General features: G+C 64.4%; 17 protein-coding genes. 9 read left to right on the top strand and 8 right to left on the bottom strand.

Annotated elements, in window-relative coordinates; genetic code table 11:
* Positions 1–137 precede the first annotated feature (137 nt).
* From B3349_RS10315 to nhaA, 5 genes are all read left to right on the top strand, one after another.
* Positions 138–509 (top strand): hypothetical protein, encoded by a 372-nt coding sequence (locus B3349_RS10315; RefSeq protein WP_291588521.1) that lies wholly within the window; start codon positions 138–140, stop codon positions 507–509.
* On the top strand, positions 506–1,045 hold the full coding sequence (locus tag B3349_RS10310) for a low molecular weight protein-tyrosine-phosphatase (RefSeq protein ID WP_414646875.1): 540 nt from the start codon (positions 506–508) through the stop codon (positions 1,043–1,045). The genes B3349_RS10315 and B3349_RS10310 overlap by 4 nt, the downstream gene beginning before the upstream one ends.
* 224 nt (positions 1,046–1,269) lie before the next feature.
* Positions 1,270–1,881, top strand: a complete 612-nt coding sequence (locus B3349_RS10305) for a TRAP transporter small permease subunit (RefSeq protein ID WP_291588519.1) — start codon at positions 1,270–1,272, stop codon at positions 1,879–1,881.
* A gap of 17 nt (positions 1,882–1,898) precedes the next feature.
* A complete protein-coding gene (locus tag B3349_RS10300) occupies positions 1,899–3,677 on the top strand; it encodes a TRAP transporter large permease (RefSeq protein WP_291588518.1) in 1,779 nt (592 codons plus the stop codon).
* Between the two features lie 393 nt (positions 3,678–4,070).
* Positions 4,071–5,471 carry a Na+/H+ antiporter NhaA gene (nhaA, locus tag B3349_RS10295; RefSeq protein WP_291588657.1) on the top strand — a complete coding sequence of 467 codons (1,401 nt, stop codon included), beginning with the start codon at positions 4,071–4,073 and terminating at the stop codon, positions 5,469–5,471.
* Positions 5,472–5,560: 89 nt separating this feature from the next.
* On the opposite strand, the gene B3349_RS10290 is transcribed toward nhaA, so the two are convergent.
* The 5 genes from B3349_RS10290 to xseB all read right to left on the bottom strand — a co-directional run bounded on the left by B3349_RS10290 (position 5,561) and on the right by xseB (position 11,295).
* Positions 5,561–6,640, bottom strand: a complete 1,080-nt coding sequence (locus B3349_RS10290) for a TRAP transporter substrate-binding protein (protein ID WP_066539245.1) — start codon at positions 6,638–6,640, stop codon at positions 5,561–5,563.
* A gap of 169 nt (positions 6,641–6,809) precedes the next feature.
* Positions 6,810–7,892, bottom strand: a complete 1,083-nt coding sequence (locus B3349_RS10285; RefSeq protein ID WP_283339458.1) for a TRAP transporter substrate-binding protein — start codon at positions 7,890–7,892, stop codon at positions 6,810–6,812.
* Positions 7,893–8,155: 263 nt separating this feature from the next.
* A complete protein-coding gene (gene dxs, locus B3349_RS10280) occupies positions 8,156–10,024 on the bottom strand; it encodes a 1-deoxy-D-xylulose-5-phosphate synthase (RefSeq protein WP_291588517.1) in 1,869 nt (622 codons plus the stop codon).
* 108 nt (positions 10,025–10,132) lie between these two features.
* Complete coding sequence (locus B3349_RS10275) at positions 10,133–11,041, bottom strand: polyprenyl synthetase family protein (protein WP_291588516.1); 909 nt, start codon at positions 11,039–11,041, stop codon at positions 10,133–10,135.
* Positions 11,042–11,049: 8 nt separating this feature from the next.
* Positions 11,050–11,295, bottom strand: a complete 246-nt coding sequence (gene xseB / locus B3349_RS10270; RefSeq protein ID WP_192334338.1) for an exodeoxyribonuclease VII small subunit — start codon at positions 11,293–11,295, stop codon at positions 11,050–11,052.
* Positions 11,296–11,685: 390 nt separating this feature from the next.
* Between xseB and put2H the strand changes: the two genes are divergently transcribed.
* The 3 genes from put2H to B3349_RS10255 all read left to right on the top strand — a co-directional run bounded on the left by put2H (position 11,686) and on the right by B3349_RS10255 (position 14,860).
* Complete coding sequence (gene put2H, locus B3349_RS10265; RefSeq protein ID WP_291588515.1) at positions 11,686–12,825, top strand: putrescine 2-hydroxylase Put2H; 1,140 nt, start codon at positions 11,686–11,688, stop codon at positions 12,823–12,825.
* Between the two features lie 81 nt (positions 12,826–12,906).
* Positions 12,907–13,857 (top strand): DMT family transporter, encoded by a 951-nt coding sequence (locus tag B3349_RS10260; protein WP_291588514.1) that lies wholly within the window; start codon positions 12,907–12,909, stop codon positions 13,855–13,857.
* Between the two features lie 100 nt (positions 13,858–13,957).
* Positions 13,958–14,860: a sulfurtransferase gene (locus tag B3349_RS10255; protein WP_291588513.1), complete on the top strand. Its 903-nt coding sequence runs from the start codon at positions 13,958–13,960 to the stop codon at positions 14,858–14,860.
* Positions 14,861–14,965: 105 nt separating this feature from the next.
* Here the strand turns inward: B3349_RS10255 and B3349_RS10250 are convergent, their stop codons facing one another.
* Positions 14,966–16,060 (bottom strand): sensor histidine kinase, encoded by a 1,095-nt coding sequence (locus B3349_RS10250; RefSeq protein WP_291588512.1) that lies wholly within the window; start codon positions 16,058–16,060, stop codon positions 14,966–14,968.
* Positions 16,053–16,868: a hypothetical protein gene (locus B3349_RS10245; protein WP_291588511.1), complete on the bottom strand. Its 816-nt coding sequence runs from the start codon at positions 16,866–16,868 to the stop codon at positions 16,053–16,055. The genes B3349_RS10250 and B3349_RS10245 overlap by 8 nt, the downstream gene beginning before the upstream one ends.
* Positions 16,869–17,373: 505 nt before the next feature.
* Between B3349_RS10245 and B3349_RS10240 the strand changes: the two genes are divergently transcribed.
* Positions 17,374–17,757, top strand: coding sequence for a VOC family protein (locus B3349_RS10240; RefSeq protein WP_291588510.1), 384 nt, complete (start codon positions 17,374–17,376; stop codon positions 17,755–17,757).
* Between the two features lie 48 nt (positions 17,758–17,805).
* Here B3349_RS10240 and B3349_RS10235 read toward each other — a convergent pair whose 3' ends face one another.
* Positions 17,806–19,434 carry an MFS transporter gene (locus B3349_RS10235; protein WP_291588509.1) on the bottom strand — a complete coding sequence of 543 codons (1,629 nt, stop codon included), beginning with the start codon at positions 19,432–19,434 and terminating at the stop codon, positions 17,806–17,808.
* Positions 19,435–19,695: the final 261 nt, after the last annotated feature.

The following is a 19,695-nucleotide window of genomic DNA, read 5'->3' as shown; positions in this document are numbered from 1 at the left end:
GAGAAGCGGGAGCCGCCACCACCGGGCCGGCATGAAAGTGCCGCAGCGCCGACACAGCACCAGGGCAGCGGCACATTCTAGAAAACAGATGGCCGCCTGCTCCACAATAACAGCCGTCTCCCCCACCACCGAACACCATGCGCACCGCCCTGGACTATCTGATTTTTGACTACAGCGAAGACGAGGAAGGCAGCGCCACCTGGGATGCCATGGCCACCGTCACCACAGACCGCTGGACAGCGCTGCAGGCGGAAGTGCTGCGGGTGCTGCACTGGGCCGAACAGCAATTTCCCCGCCAGCGCGGCGCACTCGACGAAGGCGCCACCTGGGACTTCGACATCAGCCTGGGCGACAGCACCGGCCGCGATCTGCGTGCGGTGGTACAGGGCCAGCCGCTGGCGCTGCAGCATGCAGCCCTGCCTGCAACCGGCACCGTGACCTTGACGCTGACGCTCACCGGCCGCTCCGCCTTTGCAGATGCACTGCTGCAGGCCTTCGATCTGGAATGAGCCCCATGGACAGCGCGCCCTCCATTTCCATTTTGATGGTCTGCATGGGCAACATCTGCCGCAGCCCCACGGCCCATGGGGTGATGCGTGCCCGCATTGCGGCACGCGGCTGGCAGGATGGGGTGCGGGTCGATTCCTGTGGCACCCACGCCTACCACGTGGGCGAACCGGCCGACCAGCGTGCCCGGCAGCATGCGCAGCGCCGGGGCTACGACCTGTCGGATCTGCGCGCACGCCAGGTGCAGCCCGAAGACTTTCGCCGCCACGACCTGATTCTGGCCATGGACCACGAGAACATGGCCCGGCTGGAACAGCAATGCCCGCCCGCCTTGCAGCACAAGCTGCAGCTGCTGACCCATTACTGCAGCCGCCACCGCAGTGCCACCGTGCCCGATCCCTACTACGGCGGCACCAACGGCTTTGAAAAAGTGCTGGACCTGGTGGAAGATGCCTGTGATGGCGTGCTGGACCATCTGGCCCGCCTGCACCCGCAGCTGCCACGGCCCGACTCCACCCCGGGCGAGAGCGCCAAATGACCTGCATCAAGCCTTCGCGTTAACCCTTATTGCTACAAAATTAATAGCAATAGACACAAGCAACACCTAGGGAATTCACCGTCACACTGCCGTCAGAAACGGTAGAAAGTGCTCCGTAGAATCGCGCCTTCGTAAGAGTCCGCTGACCTTTTGTTTGCCCGTGCACACCGCCACAGGAACACCCGGTCAGGCGAACCTACGCTTCGCCAATACACGGAGACAACATGCAGGCTTTACTCAAGCTTTCACGAGGAATAGACCGGCTCAACGCGCTGGTCGGCAGATACGTCATCTGGCTCATCCTGGGCGCCACCATCATCAGTAGCGTCAACGCCGTCGTGCGCAAGGTGCTGCACACCAGCTCCAATGCCTTCCTGGAAGTGCAGTGGTACCTGTTTGCAGCCTCCTTTCTGCTCGCCGCCGGCTACACGCTGCTGGAGAAGGAACACGTCAAGGTGGACGTGATCAACTCCAAGCTCTCGCTGCGCACCCGCGTGTGGATCGACGTGATGGGTTTCGCGCTGTTCCTGACCCCCATGTGCCTGATCGTGCTGTACTACGGCACGCCCTTCTTCCTGCAGGCGCTGCGCACCGGTGAAATGTCCAGCAACGCCGGCGGCCTGATCCGCTGGCCGGTCTATCTGATGATGCCGCTGGGCTTTGGCCTGCTGCTGCTGCAAGGCATCTCCGAATTCATCAAGCGCATTGCCTTCCTGGCCGGCCTGATCGACGACCCCACGGTCAAGATCGTGGACAAGACCGCGGAAGAAGAGCTGGCAGAAGCCATCCGCAAAGCCGAAGAAGAAGCTGAGCGCACCGGCGCCAAGCGCGTCTGATCGAGGGAGACACAGCGATGGAATTCATTGCCAACAATATGGCCCCGATCATGTTCGCGGGGCTGATCTGTTTCTTGCTGATCGGCTTCCCCGTGGCCTTCAGCCTGGGTGCCTGCGGCCTGTTCTTTGCCGTGGTCGGCATCGAGCTGGGCGTGCTGCCCGAAGCCCTGATGCAGGCGCTGCCGCTGCGCATCTACGGCATCATGCAAAACGAAACGCTGCTTGCGATTCCCTTCTTCACCCTGATGGGGCTGATTCTGGAGCGCAGCGGCATGGCCGAGGACTTGCTCGACACCGTGGGCCAGCTGTTTGGCCCGATCCGCGGTGGCGTGGCGATTGCCGTGATTCTGGTGGGCGCCATGCTGGCCGCCACCACTGGCGTCGTGGCCGCGTCCGTGATCTCCATGGGCCTGATCTCGCTGCCCATCATGCTGCGCTACGGTTATGACCGCCGCATCGCATCCGGGGTGATTGCCGCTTCCGGCACGCTGGCGCAGATCATTCCGCCTTCCCTGGTGCTGATCGTGCTGGCCGACCAGCTGGGTCGCAGCGTGGGTGACCTGTACAAGGGTGCATTCGTCCCCGGCTTCATGCTGGTGGGCCTGTACATGCTGCTGATCTTTGCACTGGCCATCTTCAAGCCCGCCATGGTACCGGCCCTGCCGCCCGAAGCGCGCAGCCTGAAGGAAAAGAATGGCTCCAGCGGCCTGCCGTCCCTGCTGGCCCTGACCGTGCTGTGCGTGGGCGTGTCCCTGTTCGCCGCCCACCACATGGAAACCATCCACACCTGGTTCACCGGTGAAGTGGTGGAAAAAGTGGCAACCGACGAGACCATCGTCTTTGCCATGTGCTTTGGCGTGGCCCTTGCCTTCGTGGCCGCATCCGTCAACCGCATCACCCGCATGGGCCTGCTGTCGCATGTGGCCGAGAAGGTCACCTTTGTGCTGATCCCGCCACTGCTGCTGATCTTCCTGGTGCTCGGCACCATCTTCCTGGGCATTGCCACGCCCACCGAAGGCGGCGCCATGGGTGCGCTAGGCGCCATCATCCTGGCCCTGCTGCGCAAGCGCCTGAACTACACGCTGCTGCGCCAGGCCCTGGTTGGCACCACCAAGCTTTCGTGCTTTGTGCTGTTCATCCTGATCGGCGCCACCGTGTTCGGCCTGACCTTCCAGGGCGTGGACGGTCCGCTGTGGGTGGAACACCTGCTGGCCGGACTGCCGGGCGGCCAACTGGGCTTCCTGATCGTCGTGAACGTCCTGGTGTTCGTGCTGGCCTTCTTCCTGGACTTCTTCGAGTTGTCCTTCATCGTGGTGCCCCTGCTGGCCCCAGTGGCCGACAAGCTGGGCATCGATCTGGTGTGGTTCGGCGTGCTGCTGGCGGTGAACATGCAGACCTCGTTCATGCATCCGCCCTTCGGCTTCGCGCTGTTCTTCCTGCGCTCGGTGGCCCCTGAAAAGGAATACACCGACAAGGTGACCAAGAAGCGCATTGCCCCGGTGACCACCTCGCAGATCTACATGGGTGCCATCCCCTTCCTGTGCATCCAGCTGTTCATGGTGGGCCTGATCATTGCCTTCCCGGGCATTGTCTCCAGCGGCCTGGATGAAAAGCAGGACTACGACCTGGACAAGGTGCGCGAACAGATGGAAGCCGATATGCCGGCGCCCATCGACTTCGAGAACCCCACGCTGGAAGGCGGTGCCCCCGATGCCGGTGCAGCCCCCGCCGCCCCGGCCGGAGACGACCCCATGAAAGCCATGGAAGACGCGATGAAGAACGAACAGCCCAAATAAGCTGCTGTGCTCCGCACACCACCAGCCCCTGCGCTACGGCCCAGGGGCTTTTTTGTGGCCGATGCCACAGCGGCCGCATCCCGTGCAGGATCTCGCCCAGCACATGGCGAATCAGTCACCCAGGAATCCTGCTTCAGAAGCCATATCTGGCTTACTCAAGTCGCTACTATTTTTGAAAATTCAACGCCACAGTGCCGCCATGGGCCCTGTCCAGTCTGTCAAGCATTTCCAGCCTGCACTCCGGTCATCTGCACCCAATTCCCGCCCACCGCGTACACTGGCTGCGGGTGCCCACCACATGCAGTGGTGACGGCAGGTGAATCTTCATGCGCAGGTCGGGCCGCCAGCGCACACCCTGCCGAAAGTCCGTCTACCGTGCACCCCCATGACCCCATGGGCCAGGCGCGCTCGTCTGCGCCCCCTGCCCAAGTTCCGCTCCACCCGGACTTCCCCACGCCCTCAGCCCGCATCCCCCGGGTGCAGCAGGCCACCGACAGTGCGCTCAGCCACCTCGGCCGCTTCATGCACATCGAGGCCATGAGCGGCATCGTGCTGCTGCTGGCCGCCACCGTGGCACTGCTGTGGGCCAACTCGCCCTGGGCGCAAAGCTACGTCGACACCTGGCACGCCCCCCTGGCGTTGACGGTCGGCCCCTGGTCCGTCACCACCGATCTGCACTTCATCGTCAACGATGTGCTGATGACCATCTTCTTTCTGGTCGTGGGCATGGAAATCCGCCGCGAAATCCACAACGGCGCGCTCTCCAGCCTCCGCCAGGCCAGCCTGCCCGTGATCGCCGCCATCGGCGGTGTGGCCGTGCCTGCGCTGGCCTATGTGGTGTTTGCGGCTGGCGACAGACAGCTGCTCAACGGCTGGGCCATCCCCACGGCCACCGACATTGCCTTTGCCATAGGCGTGCTGGCACTGCTGGGCAAATCCGTCCCGGGACCGCTGCGCATCTTCCTGCTGGCCTTGGCCATCATCGACGACATCATGGCCGTGCTCATCATTGCCTTCTTCTACTCGGGCGGACTGGATTACAGCGGCTTTGCGGTGGCCTTCCTCGGCCTGCTATTGGTGCTGCTGTTCAACCGCATGGGCGTGGCCAGTGCATGGCTGTACCTGCTGCCCGGTGCCGTGCTGTGGTGGGGTCTGTTGAAAACCGGCGCCCACCCCACCCTGGCCGGCGTGGTGCTGGGGCTGATGACCCCTGTGGCCCTGCGCCCTGCCCCCCGCCACCAGTTGGAGGTGGCGCAGCAAGCGCTGTCGCGCGTGCAGATCCAGGCCCAGGCCGGAGGTCTGAATGTGCAGCTACTGCACCATGAACTGCGCGTGGCCGCCACAGCGCAGCGTGACCTGTTGCCCCCCGTGTTCCGCCTGCCGCCCCTGCTGCACCCTTGGGTGGCGTTTGGTGTGATGCCGATCTTTGCTCTGGCCAATGCCGGGGTGCAGTTCGGCGGAGTGGACCTGGCCGCCTCCGGCCCCGCCACCGTGGCACTGGGCGTGATGGTGGCCCTGGTTCTGGGCAAGCCCGTCGGGGTGTTTCTGGCCACCTGGCTGGCGGTCAGGACCGGCCTGTGCCAGATGCCCCAGGGCGTGACCTGGCCTGGCGTGGTGCTGGTGGGCATGCTGGCGGGCATCGGTTTCACCATGGCCATCTTTGTGGGCGGCCTGGCCTTTGCCCAGGCGGATCTGCTGGCCGCCGCCAAGCTGGGCATTCTGGGCGCCTCAGCCACAGCCGCCGTGCTGGGCCTGCTGTATGGCTATGCGGTGCGCCACCGCCTGCAGCACTGACCGGAGCGGGAGTTCCAGCACTCCCGCCTTGCTACACAAAAAAACCGGGCCATGGCCCGGTTTTTTTGTGTATGCAGCGCTGCGCGTGCTCACATCTTCTGCGCCGACATGAAGTTGTCGAAACGCGACTCGGCAAAGCGGAACCACAGAATCTGGTCGCGCTGGAAGTTGCGGTAGTCGGCGTAAATTTTCTTCCAGTCCGGATTGCTGTTGTCCAGGCTGGCGTACAGCTCCATGGTGGCCTTGAACGACGCATCCATCACGGTCTGCGGGAACGGCAGCACCTTGGCCTTGGCCGCCACCAGCTGCTTCAGCGCGCCGGGATTGCGGGCGTCGTAGCGGGCCTGGGTGGTCACGTGGGCTTCGTAGGCAGCCGACTTGACCAGGGCTTTCTGCTCGTTGGTCAGGCTGTTGAAGGCCTTGTCGTTGATGTAGAAGGACAGGTTCAGCGAACCTTCCCACCAGCCAGGGTAGTAGTAGAACGGAGCCACCTTGTTCAGGCCCAGCTTCAGGTCGTCGTACGGACCGATCCATTCAGCCGCATCGATGGTGCCCTTTTCCAGCGACTGGTAGATTTCACCGGCCGGGATGTTCTGCGGCACGGCACCCAGCTTTTCCAGCACCTTGCCGGCAAAGCCGCCCACGCGGAACTTCAGGCCCTTGATGTCTTCGGTGCTCTTCACTTCCTTGCGGAACCAGCCACCCATCTGCGCGCCGGTGTTGCCGCCTGGCAGCGGCACGATGTTGTACTTGGCGTAGAACTCGGTCATCAGCTTGGAGCCATTGCCATCCACCATCCAGGAGGTCAGCTGGCGCGAGTTCATGCCGAAGGGAATGGCACCGCCGATGGCAAACACTTCGTTCTTGCCGAAGAAGTAGTAAGGCGCGGTGTGGGCCATTTCCACGGTGCCGTTCTGCACACCGTCCACCACGTTGAAAGCGGGCATCAGCTCGCCGGCCTGGTGCACGGAAACTTCGAACTTGCCACCCGACATGGCCTTGATGGACTGGGCAAACACTTCGGCCGAGCCGTAGATGGTGTCCAGCGACTTGGGGAAGCTCGACGCAATGCGCCAGCGCACCACGGGTTGTGCATGCACGGCCGGGGCTGCGGCGGCAGCCAGCACGCCGGCAATGCCGGCATTCTTCAATACGGAACGACGATCCATTGACCTCTCCTTGTGTTGTCGCAAGTTACGGGAAATTGATCCGCTTCTGCGGCGGATTCAGGGAACAAAAAAGCCGGCCATCATCCGATGTGCATCGGATGGCAATGCCGGCTCGCAGGGGATGCTGCAACCTTCTCCTGGGGGAACGGGCTGCAGCATGGAACGCCAATCAGAGCTTGATCGACGCCATGTAGCTGTTGTAGCGGAACTCCGAGAAGCGCTCCCACAGCAGTTGGTCGCGCTGGAAGGCGCGCATGTCCTGGTGGATCTTCTTGAACTCGGGCGACTTGGCTTCGTGCTCGGCAAAGACTTCCATCGAGGCCTTGTAGCCGGCGTCCATCACGTCCTTGGGGAAGGCCTTGAGGACGGTCTTGTCCGCCACCAGCTTCTTGAGGGCAACGGGGTTGAAGGCGTCGTACTTGGACGTCATGTCACGGGCCGCCACACGGGTGGCCGCATCCACAATGGCCTTGTTCTCGGCCGACAGCGCCGCATAGGCCTTGGCGTTGACGAAGAACTCCAGCTCCGCACCGCCTTCCCACCAACCGGGGTAGTAGTAGTAAGGAGCGACCTTGTTGAAGCCCAGCTTTTGGTCGTCGTAGGGGCCCACAAACTCGGTAGCGTCCAGCGTGCCCTTTTCCAGAGCCTGGTACACATCGCCAGCAGGCATGTTCTGCGAGACCACGCCCAGCTTGGCCATGGCTTCACCGAACAGGCCGCCGCCCAGGCGCATCTTCAGCCCCTTCAGGTCGGCGACGGACTTGATTTCCTTGCGGTACCAGCCGCCCATCTGGGTGCCGGTGTTGCCTGCGCTGTAGCTCTTGATGTTGTAGTTGGCGCAGAAGGCATCGAACAGCTTGCGACCATTGCCGTGCTCCATCCAGGCATCCATCTGGCGTGCGGTCAGGCCGAAAGGGACAGCGCAGCCGAAGGCGAAGATGGAGTTCTTGCCGGTGAAGTAGTAAGGCGCGGTCTGCGCCATTTCGATGGTGCTGTTTTCCAGCGCATCCACCACGCCGAAGGCGGGCATCAGCTCGCCTGCGGCATGCACCGAAACTTCGAACTTGCCGCCCGACAGGGCCTTGACCGTCTGAGAGAATTTTTCCGCGCTACCAAAGATGGTGTCCAGCGACTTGGGGAAGCTCGAAGCCAGGCGCCAACGCACAGCCGCTTGGGCATGCACGGCGGGGGCTGCACCGGCAGCCAGTACGCCAGCCAAGCCAGCCTGTTTGATAAGGGAACGACGGTCCATTTTCTCTCCTAAGATTGCACTTTCGGCTACACACACTGCAGCACACCGGCTACAGCAGCGGAGCGTGCGGCATTGTAGGAATGGAAAAACGCCAGACCCGCGCGGGTTAACCCCGAAACCAGGGGATAGCCCGCACCCGTCTTCAGTGTTGTGTCAGCGTCATGCGTGCGGCGCGCCAGCGCCGGTATGCGAAGCAATGGCGCAAAAAAAGCCGCCCCGAAGGCGGCTTGGTGCGTGATGCCGGCAGGCAGCGCAGTTGGGCGTCATGGCGCCATGAAGCGCGCCCGGATGGAAGCTTCCATGCCCGCCGCGTCCAGGCCTTGCAGGGCCAGCAGCTTGGCGGGGTCTCCATGCTCAATGAACTGGTCGGGCAGGCCCAGGTGCAGCAGCGGCTTGGTGATGCCGGCGGCAGCCAGCGCCTCGCCCACGGCGGAGCCAGCTCCGCCCATGACGCAGCCCTCTTCCACGGTGACGATCGCATCGTGCTCGGCCGCCACCTGGCGCAGCAGCTCCTCATCCAGCGGCTTGGCCCAGCGCATGTTGACCACGGTGGCATCCAGCGCCTCGCCCGCCGCCAGGGCGGGATACAGCAAGCTGCCAAAAGCCAGGATGGCGATCTTCTTGGTGGCCGAGCTGCTGCGGATTTCCCCCTTGCCGAACGGCAGGCCGTCCAGGCTTTCCAGCGGCGTCACGCCCACGCCGGCACCGCGCGGATAGCGCACGCAGACGGGGTGGTTCTGCGCATAAGCCGTGCTCAGCAGCTGACGGGTTTCACGCTCGTCGGCCGGACAGGCCATGCTCATATTCGGAATGCAGCGCACAAAGGCGATGTCATAGGCACCGGCATGGGTGGCACCGTCGGCACCCACCAGGCCCGCGCGGTCCAGCGCAAACACCACCGGCAGGTTCTGCAGCGCCACGTCGTGGATCAGCTGGTCATAGGCACGCTGCAAAAAGGTGGAGTAGATCGCCACCACCGGCTTGACGCCTTCGCAGGCCATGCCGCCGGCAAAGGTCACGGCATGCTGCTCGGCAATGCCCACGTCGTGGTAGCGGCCGGGGAAGCGCTTGTGGAACTCCACCATGCCCGAGCCCTCGCGCATGGCCGGCGTGATGCCCACCAGACGCTGGTCCTTGGCGGCCATGTCACACAGCCACTGGCCGAACACCTGCGTGAACGTCTGCTTGGGTTGGGCGGCCGGCTTGACCAGGCCCACGGCCGGGTCGAACTTGCCCGGACCATGGTATGCCACGGGGTCGGCTTCGGCCAGCTTGTAACCCTGGCCTTTCTTGGTGACCACGTGCAGGAACTGCGGGCCTTTCAGGCCCTTGATGTTTTCCAGCGTGGGGATCAGCGAATCCAGGTCATGCCCATCAATGGGGCCGATGTAGTTGAAGCCGAACTGCTCGAACATGGTGGCTGGCACCACCATGCCCTTGGCCTGCTGCTCCAGGCGCTTGGCCAGCTCCAGCAAGGGCGGGACCTGCTTGAGCACACTCTTGCCCACATCCCGGGCCTTGGCGTAGAACTGGCCACTCATCAGCTGGGCCAGGTAGCGGTTCAGCGCGCCCACGGGCGGGCTGATGCTCATGTCGTTGTCGTTCAGGATGACGAGCAGATTGGCATCCGCCACACCGCCGTTGTTCAGCGCTTCAAAGGCCATGCCGGCCGTCATGGCCCCATCGCCGATCACGGCAATGGCGCGGCGGTTTTCACCTTTTTGCTTGGCGGCCAGGGCCATACCCAGTGCAGCCGAGATGCTGGTGGACGAGTGCCCGGCGCCGAACGCGTCGTACTCGCTTTCGGTGCGCAGGGGAAAGCCCGAAATCCCGTCCAGCTGGCGCAGCGTGGACATGCGCTCACGCCGGCCTGTCAGGATTTTGTGCGGGTAGGTCTGGTGACCCACATCCCAGACGATGCGGTCATACGGCGTGTCGAACACCGCGTGCAGCGCCACGGTCAACTCCACTGTACCCAGGTTCGAACTCAGGTGACCGCCGGTCTGGGAGACGCTGTCGATCACATAGTTGCGCAACTCGGACGCCAGTGCCTTCAGGTTGCCACGCGGCATGGCGCGCAGGTCGGCAGGCGCATTCACTTTCTGCAGCAGAGGGTAGGCGTTGGTGGTCATCAGCTCTTTTTTTACGGGCTGCCTCGGCGCTTGCAGGGCGCCTCGGCAGCTGTTTTTCATCAATAGGGCGGGCTTTGCAGCCCGGTGGGCAGCGTGCAGCAGGCAGTATCAGTGCGAGCGGTCCACCACCATATGGGCCAGGGCCCGCAACGCCTGCGTATCGCGCTGGCCGCTGCGGTCCAGGGCCGCCAGTGATTCTTGCAGCAATGCTGCCGCATGGCGGCGGGCGCCATCCAAACCCATCAGCGACACATAGGTAGGCTTGTCGTTGGCGGCGTCCTTGCCGGCGGTCTTGCCCAGGGTGGCGGAATCGGCCACCACATCCAGCACATCGTCCACCACCTGGAATGCCAGGCCCAGCGCTGCGCCGTAGTCTTTCAGTGCCTGCAGCGTCGCAGTACCGACCTGTCCGCAGGCTGCGCCCATCAGCACGCTGCTTTCCAGCAGGGCCCCGGTTTTCAGACGGTGCATCTGGCGCAACTGGTCTTCGCTCAAAGGCAGGCCCACGCTGGCCAGGTCGATGGCCTGACCGCCCGCCATGCCTTGCGCACCCGCCGCAGCCCCCAGCAGACGGCACAGCCGGGCCTGCATGGCGTCGGGCACGGTCTCGCTTTCGGGCGTCAGCAGCTCGAAGGCCAGCGCCTGCAGCGCATCGCCGGCCAGCAGCGCGCGGGCTTCGCCAAACGCCACATGCACCGTGGGCTTGCCCCGGCGCAGCACATCGTTGTCCATGCAAGGCATGTCGTCGTGCACCAGCGAATAGGCATGGATCAGCTCCACGGCGCAGGCCGCGCGCAACGCTGCTTCGGCATTGCCCTGCACGGCTTCACAAGCCGCCAGCACCAGCAGCGGGCGCAGCCGTTTGCCGCCATCCAGCACGGCATAGCGCATGGCTTCGCCCAGGCCGGCAGGCGCATTCACACCCACCCATGCCGACAGCGCGGCCTCCGTGCGCTGCAATTGCACCTGGCTCCAGGCGTTCAGATTGAATGCCTGTGCCGTCACGTCCTCACTCATTGCTTCTATCACTCCTGGGCCCATTTCTTCAGGGTCTCGCCGTCCAATACCTTGATCTGCGCTTCCACCCCATCGAGCTGTTCGCGGCAATAGGCCAACAGCACCGAGGCACGGCGGTAACCGGTCAGCATGTCGTTCAGTGGCAACTGGCCCGACTCCATGCGCACCGCCAGCTGCTCCAGCTCGGCAACGGCGGCTTCGTAGCTGTCGGGCGTCTCAATCGGATCGGGTGCAGGAGAAGCCTTTTTGGGCATGGCAACGCTCGGGTGAAAGAAAACCATCGATTTTAGGCGCAGCACCTCCCTCCCGCCGTCGCCCAAGTCCACAGATTCCCCGCGCTGGTGCAGCCTGCCCCTGCCAGGGCCGGTCCGGACGGCCCAGCCGGGCTACAAAGCCCTTACAAAGCGCTTGGCATTAGCCAGAAATGCCAATACACATACAGGAGGAACGGAAATAACCCCACCACCTATAATCCCATTCCCGTCGAACCGGCCCCACAGCCTGTGCAGTCAGGCGGACTCCAGCCTCCGGAAGCTTTCCGGCAAAGGCGCTGTCCGCTTCCTGCCAGCCGCATGGCCGGTTTTTCTTTTCATCGCGTGCGCACGCGCACCCTCCCTGTGGGGAGTCTTTAGGTCAGGTCACCCATGTCTGATTTAAGTCTTCAACTGCAGCAGGCCGCCAGCCAACTACCAGTTTCCAGCTATTTCGATGAAGCGCTGTTCCAGCGCGAAATGGCAACCATCTTCCAGCGAGGACCACGCTATGTGGGCCACGCCATCTCTGTCCCCCATGTGGGCGACTACTACGCCCTGCCGCAGGAAAACGAAGGCCGCGCCCTGGTGCGCAATGCCAACGGCAAGGTCGAGCTGGTCTCCAACATCTGCCGCCACCGTCAGGCCATCATGCTCAAGGGCCGCGGGAATCTGCTGGAAGAAGGCAAGGGACACGCCGGCGGCAACATCGTCTGCCCGCTGCACCGCTGGACCTACAGCCCCGGCGGCGAACTGCTGGGCGCGCCCCATTTCAGCCACGACCCCTGCCTGAACCTGAACAACTACCCGCTCCAGGAATGGAACGGTCTGCTGTTCGAGGCCGATGGCCGCGACGTGCACGCCGACCTGGCGGGCATGCAGCTCAAGGAACAACTGAGCTTCGAGGGCTTTGTGCTCAGCCATGTGGAAATGCACACCTGCAACTACAACTGGAAGACCTTCATCGAGGTCTATCTGGAGGACTACCACGTCGGCCCCTTCCACCCCGGCCTGGGCAATTTCGTCACCTGCGACGATCTGACGTGGGAATTCGCCAAGGAATACTCGGTGCAGACCGTGGGCGTGGCACCCAGCTTCGGCAACCCCGGTTCGGATGTGTACAAGAAGTGGCATGAGGTGCTGCTGCAGTACCGCAACGGCCAACTGCCCGAGCGCGGCGCGATCTGGCTGACCTACTATCCCCACATCATGGTGGAGTGGTATCCGCACGTGCTCACCGTCTCAACGCTGCACCCCGTCAGCCCGACCCAGACCATGAACGTGGTCGAGTTCTACTATCCCGAGGAAATTGCGGCTTTCGAGCCGGAATTCGTCGAGGCGCAAAAAGCCGCCTACATGGAAACCGCCATCGAGGACGACGAGATCGGCGAACGCATGGACGCGGGCCGCCGTGCCCTGCTGGCGCGCGGCGACAACGAAGTGGGTCCCTACCAGAGCCCCATGGAAGACGGCATGCAGCATTTCCACGAGTGGTATCGATCCACGATGGGTGAGCACGTCCCGCGATCTTGAGTTTTTTGCTAGCATCCCCAAGCTGCCTGCGCTGAATTTGTCAGCGCAGGCAGCTTTTTTTCGTTCTGACTGGCGGACCCAATGCAAGTGCTGTGGATGGTGATGAGTACATTCCTCTTCTCGACGATGGGGGTGTGCATCAAATATGCGTCGGACAGCTTCAACACCGCCGAGATCGTCTTCTACCGGGGCCTGATGGGCATGCTCATCCTGTGGGGGCTGTCGTCCTCGCAGGGTGTCAGTCTCAAGACCAGGCACCCGCTGATGCATGTCTGGCGCAGTGCCGTGGGCGTCACCTCCATGGGCTGCTGGTTCTACGCCCTCACCCAGATCCCGCTGGCCAGTGCCATGACGCTGAACTACATGAGCAGCCTGTGGATCGCCGTGATCATGCTGGCCGGTGCTGCCTGGACGCTGCGCCCCAGCTACCAGGGCCAGCGCCAGGCACTGAACATTCCGCTGGTCATCACCATCGCCATCGGCTTTGCCGGCGTGGTGCTGATGCTGCAACCCAGTTTCGCCAAGGACCAGACCGCTCCTGCGCTGATCGGCCTGTCCTCCGGTCTGCTCTCCGCCTTGGCCTATATGCAGCTGGGCGCCCTGGCCCGCATCGGCGAGCCGGAAAGCCGCACCGTCTTCTACTTCGGCCTGGGCTCCGCGCTGATGGGCCTGGGTGGCATGGCCTTCATGGGGGTGTCGGACTGGCCGGGCTGGCAGCAGGCCTTGTGGCTGCTGCCCATCGGCGTGCTGGCCGCCGGCGGCCAGATCACGCTGACCAAGGCCTACTCCAGCGCCAAGACCCGCAAGGGCACGCTGGTGGCCGCCAATCTGCAGTACTCGGGCATTGTGTTCGCCAGTCTCTACAGCATCTTTTTGTTCGGCGACCACCTGGGCGCCGCAGGCTGGACCGGCATGGTGCTGATCACCTTCTGCGGCATTGCTGCTTCCATCTTCCGTGCCCGCGGGGCCACACAGCCGGCCCCCGCTCCGGCTTCGGCGCCGGGCGCCGATATGCCCTCCAGCAACCACTGAGACCCCAGCCCATCTTCCCCGCTGCACACCAGCGGATACAGCGCTGGGCCTGCGGGCTGTTGCACAATGCAGCATTGTTGTTTGCACTGTGCCACCGCCCATGACCTACACCACCCTCATCACCACCGCCCAGCTCCAGGCTCTGCAGGCCCAAGGCCAGCCGCTGATGGTGTTTGACTGCAGCTTCGACCTGGCCCAGCCCGCCGCCGGCCGCCAGCAGTATCTGCAAGCCCATATCCCCGGTGCCGTTTTTGCGGACCTGGACCAGGCCCTCAGCGCCAAGCACGGGCTGCCGGACCACAACGGCAATGTGGCCGTGGAGCAAAGCGGCAAGCCCGCCTCCGGCGGCCGCCATCCCCTGCCCAGCCGCGAACGCTTTGCCACCTGGCTGTCCAGTGTGGGCTTTGCCAATGGCATGCAAGCCGTGGTGTACGACCGCAACGGCGCCAACTACTGCGGCCGCCTGTGGTGGATGCTCAAGTGGGCGGGCCACGATGCCGTGGCCGTGCTGGACGGCGGCCTGCAGCACTGGCAAGCCGCAGGCCTGCCCGTGGCAGAAGGGGAGGAGCCCAACCGCTTCCAGAGCAATTTCGAGCTGCACCCGCCGCTGCGCACGCTGAGCACGGCCGCCGACGTGCTGCGTGACCTGGGCCAGCCCGCCGTGCAAACCGTGATCGACGCCCGTGCCCCGGCCCGTTACCGCGGCGAAGTGGAACCGCTGGACCCGGTGGCCGGCCACATCCCGGGCGCACTGAACCGTCCGTTCACCACCAATATCGCGGCCGACGGTCGCTTCAAGCCCAAGGACCTGCTGCGTGCCGAGTTCGACGAACTGCTGCAAGGCCGAGACCCGGCCAGCGTGGTCCACCAGTGCGGCAGCGGCGTCAGCGCCCTGCCCAATCTGATTGCCATGGAAGTGGCCGGCTATGCCCCCACCCGGCTGTTTGCCGGCAGCTGGAGCGAATGGTGCTCAGACACCAGCCGTCCGGTGGAACGCGGCTGACACCAGGCGCTGGGTTACGTCGCGCCGCGGCCCATCCACACCCGCCCCGCCTTGCGGGGCTTTTTTCTATCCGGGGCAGCAGGCTCCGGTCGCTGCCCGCACTGGCTACACCAGCGCTTGCGCCGCTGGGCACGCTCCAACTTCCGCCGCCAAGGCCAACTGTGCCGTCAAGGCGGTCCGCCCAGGCTGCGAGGCGATGCCCAGCTGCCCACCGACCCGTGCGACCCGCACCGCCATGGAGCGCATGCCGATGCCCAGACCCGATGCCTCGACGGCCTGCACATCAAAGCCCACGCCGTCATCTTCGATCGTCAGCCACAGCGCCTCCGGCGTGGGCTGCGCCAGCGTCAGCCGTACCTGACGGGCCTGGCTGTGCTTGATCACGTTGGTCAGCGCCTCTTCGATCAACCGCGTCAGCGCCAGGTACTGGGCTGCGCTAGGGGGTGTGTTCCAGCGTGACGGAAACTGCCAGTCACCGTGGATGCCCAGGGCTTCGAACAGGTCGTTGAAGCGGCGGCGCAACGGCGCCAGCCATTCCTGCGGGGTGGAGGACACGCGCACCTGATCCGAGGCATTGCTGTCGATGCTCTGGCGCAGGTCGTTGCGAATCAGCTTGAGCATGGACAGCACCTGGGCCTTGTTCAGGCTGTCGCCGCCCTGCTCGACGGAAGCAATCATGTGGACCAGCTCGCCCCCCAGGCCGTCGTGCAGATCGTGGGTCAAGGACAGACGCTCCTGCAGGCGCGCGTTAGCCAGCTTTTCAGCCTCCAGCTCGGCCCGCAATTGCTCGTTTTTCTTCTGCTCCGAAATGTCGAAAGTGAAGCCGATCAACGCCGTCGGCTCGCCCTGTTCGTCGCACAGCACATGCACGACTTCCTTGACCCAGACAAAGCGGTTGTCGCTGGTTTGCGCGCGGTATTCGGCCTCGTGGTCCACGCCCGCCAGACAGAGTTCCACGCAGCGCGTGACGGTGCGCTCGCGCTCGTCGGGGTGGATGCGCTGCGCCCAGTCGCTCACGGTCTGCCAGCTATCCGGCGTCCAGCCCAGCAGCTCTTCGATCTGGGGTCCGACGTAGACGTACTTCTGGCTCGCCCAGTCAATCTTGAACGGAATCGCCAGGGTGGATTCCAGCAAGGTCTGGTAGAGGCCGTTGTCGGTGTCGGGCTCCAGCGTGCGCAGGCGGGGTCGCGCTTCAAACATGGGGTGGTCCTGCCAGATCAAGAAGGGGGTGGACCGAAGGCAACGGGTTCCAGAACCAGTAGAAATAGCCGCCTTCGGTCTGCAGCAAGGTCTGGGTTCTGACACTGCTGCGCCCGATTCCACGCCAGCAGGCCAGGGCGGAATTGCGGTTGCCATGCAGGTCCATGAAGGGCAGCCCCTGGTTGGGGGGGCGCGGCGGCACGTACAAGGCCCGGCCGCGCGGCACCCAGAGATCGGCCAAGTAGATCTTCTTGCGCTCGGGCCAGTACTTGCCGACGGAAATCACCAGCGGAAGATGGGGATCCAGCGAGGTGAAGACGTGCGGGAAGTCATGGTGTTCCAGGTCGGTGCAGACCGTGCCCAGCAGGCGTGAGCCCGTGCCTTGATAAGGCGACTGGTGCCCGGCAAACATGCCGTACTCATAGTCCACGAGTGCCAGATGCGGCTGGGGGCTGGTGATGCGAATGGCCTGCCCCGGGGCCACCAGCGTCATTCCGAATGCCTCAGCCGCCTGGGGCGTGGCCTCCACGGCTTCATACTCGACGGTATGGGCCCGGAACTCCATCCGGGTCTGGTTGCCGTATTGCGGCTGGGGGTAGGAGGTGACCGCCGAGAGGACGTCGTATTCCTTGCCCAGCACCACGTCAGGATTGCTGGCGGCCGTCTCCAGCAGCTCCAGATCGCCAGGCGTCGCACAGTAGGAGGGATACCCGTCCACATTGCAGAAAAAAGGGGTCTGCGACAGGTCGACCACAGCGGCCGCATCCTCTTTGATGAACAGTACGGGATCAAAAAATTCTTGCGCCATCGCCTATCACTTCACGGGGAGGAGGATGAGAGAAATCACTGCCCTGCGCAGAAACATTGCGCTAGCAGGCATTGGCTTGCCGCTTTGTAGGCCAATGCCGCAGTCTAAATCAAGGGACACAACACCCTCCAAGCCGCCACGGCGCGAGTCCGTCAGAGCGGTCTGCACCGGTCCGTGACATAGGGGGGCTGGCAGACGTGATGGAGCGTGGGGGAGCGGCCTCGGCCCTCCTTGTCACCGCAGGCTCCGGCCCACCTGGACCGGCTCGCCCGGTGCAACGCCATGTGCACAGACCCACGTGCAGAACCGCGACGATGGCGGACCTGCCGTGGTGGCGCAGACAGGAGCCTGTGCACGGCGCAGCCGGGGTGACACGGACGGGTTTTCTGGCGAGGAATCCAGGCGACAGGAGCGAGCGCCTGGCACCCGCAAAGCCCAGTACGATGGCTTGCTGATTGTGTATCTTGCCCGGGTTCGGGCTTGCTAAAAAACCAAGGAGACCACCATGTTCAGCCACATCATGCTCGGCACCAACGACCTGGATGCTGCCAAGAAGTTCTACGACGCCCTGCTGGGCACGCTGGGCGCCAAGCCCGGGGTGCTGGACCGCCACCGCCTGTTCTGGCGCCATGCTGGCGGCACGTTCAGCATGACCCAACCCATCAATGGCGAGCCCGCGACCATCGGCAACGGCAGCACCTTTGGCTTTGCCGCCGAATCCATTGAACAGGCCAACGCCGCCCACGCAGCCGGCGTTGCGGCAGGCGGTGTGACCTGCGAAGACCCGCCCGGCTGGCGCGGCGAGGGCAAGGGCGCCATGTACCTGGCCTATCTGCGCGATCCCGACGGCAACAAGGTCTGCCTGCTGCACCGTCCGCCCAAGGCCTGACGCGGCCTCCACCCGGTCAGGCGCTGCACACCGCAGCCACCTGGGCCGTCAGACGCGCCCCTGCGCAGGGTGGTTGATGGCCAGGTAGTGTTTGACCACCGGCGGTTCGCTGCCGCTGTGGTACTGCAGCACATCGGCTTGGACATCGGCATCGTGGTGCGTCACGCGCTGGTGCTGGCGCAGGTGCTCGGCCCAGGACTCGACCTGGAACCACTCGACCAGGGTGTTGTGCGCCGCTGCATCCTGCACCACGCCCCAGGCATAGGCGCCATCGCGGCGGCGCTCGGCAGACAGCCGGGCCAGCGCCTTCAAGAAGGCGGCTTGCTGGGCATGCTCCACGTGGTAGGTGATCTGGATCATCACCGGTCCCCGGTCGTTGTCCACTTCGGCCTCCGTCAGCGGCTCGGGCCAGTGGTTGGATGGCACGAGGTCTGCCTCCCCTTGAGGCAGCTTGATGCGGTGCGCAATCAGGCCCATCACAACGAGGCCGGCCGCACCGGCCAGCAAGGTGGAGGGCACGCCGATGGCCTTGGCCGTGAAGCCCCAGCCCAGGCTGCCCAAAGTCATGGCGCCGTTGAAAACCGTCAGATACACGGCCAGTGCGCGGCCGCGCACCCAGTTGGGCAGGATGGCCTGTGCCACGCCGTTGAGCGTAGTCAGCGCCGTGATCCAGGCGGTGCCCAGCAGCAGCAAGGCGACCGCTGCCGCCCATTGCGCAGGGCCGGTGGACAGGAACGCCATGACCGCCGCAGTGACACAGGCCGAGAGCAGCAGCAGGCCGTCGGACGAGAACTGGGCGCGCAGCTTGGGCAGCAGGAATGCACCGCCGATGGCACCCACACCGACCGCGCCCAGCAAGATGCCGTAAAAGCCTGCACCGCCGCCCAGCAGCTGGCGCGCCACCAGCGGCAGCAGCGCCCAGACCGAACTGGCCAGCGCAAAGAACAGGAATGCACGCAGCAGCACGACATGCAGCTCACGGCTGGCACGCGCATAGCGCAGGCCGGCGCGGAAGGCGCCCGCGAAACGCTCGGTCAGATCGTCTTGCCCGGACTTGGGACGCGGCCACCACAACAGAGCCGCCACCACGAACACATAGCTGATGACATCCACGCCATAGGCGACGGAAGCGCCCAGGCCCGCCAGCACCATGCCCCCCAGCGCAGGGCCCACGGCGCGCGAGATATTGATGCCCAGCGAGTTGAGCGCGACCGCCGATTTCAGGTCTTTCTTCCCCACCAGCTCCGGCACGATGGCCTGCCAGGTCGGCCCCATCAGCGCCGCGCCAATGCCGCCCAGAAACGTGAACGCCACCAGCGAGAACACGGTCTGCATGCCCAGCGCAGACAGGGTCATCAGCGCGATGCTGACGCTGGCCAGCAGCAGCTGGATGCAGATCAGAAACTTGCGGCGGTCCAGAATGTCCGACAGCACACCGGCCGGAATCGCCAGCAGGAACGCCGGAGCCGACGCGGCGGCCTGCACCAGCGCCACGGCCGTGGGCGAGGGAGACAGATCGGTCATGATCCACGAGCTGGCCACATCGCGCACAAAGCTGCCGGTGTTGCCAATGACAGTGGCCACCCACAGCACCGCGAACAGTTTTTGCCGCAACGGTGCAAAGCTGCTGTCACTGGCCGCAGGCGGTGTGGGGCTGGGGGGAATGGAAGCGTTCATGGTTGCCTGTGCAGATACAGCCCGGCGAGCGGCACCATGCCACCCGCCAGACCCGAATGTGGAGAAAAGGAATAAGGCGCCGCTCCCGCCGCGGCTGCGCCATCGGGCCGCAGCACCAGGCCTGCCATGCGCGTGAGCGCAGAGCGTGCCTGAACCGCTGATGCCGGTACCGACGGTGGCCTCAAGTGCCGCCCGCCCTCCGCAGGCTCCACCCGGCGGGCAGGTGAATCGGCACAGCAAGTTCTCGAACTGTTCATCGCC

The sequence above is a fragment of the Comamonas sp. UBA7528 genome, assembly GCF_002479375.1.
In the GTDB taxonomy this organism is placed as follows: Bacteria; Pseudomonadota; Gammaproteobacteria; order Burkholderiales; family Burkholderiaceae_C; genus Comamonas.
The sequence above is the reverse complement of the archived record's forward strand: the minus strand, read 5'-3'. Positions and strand labels throughout refer to the sequence as shown.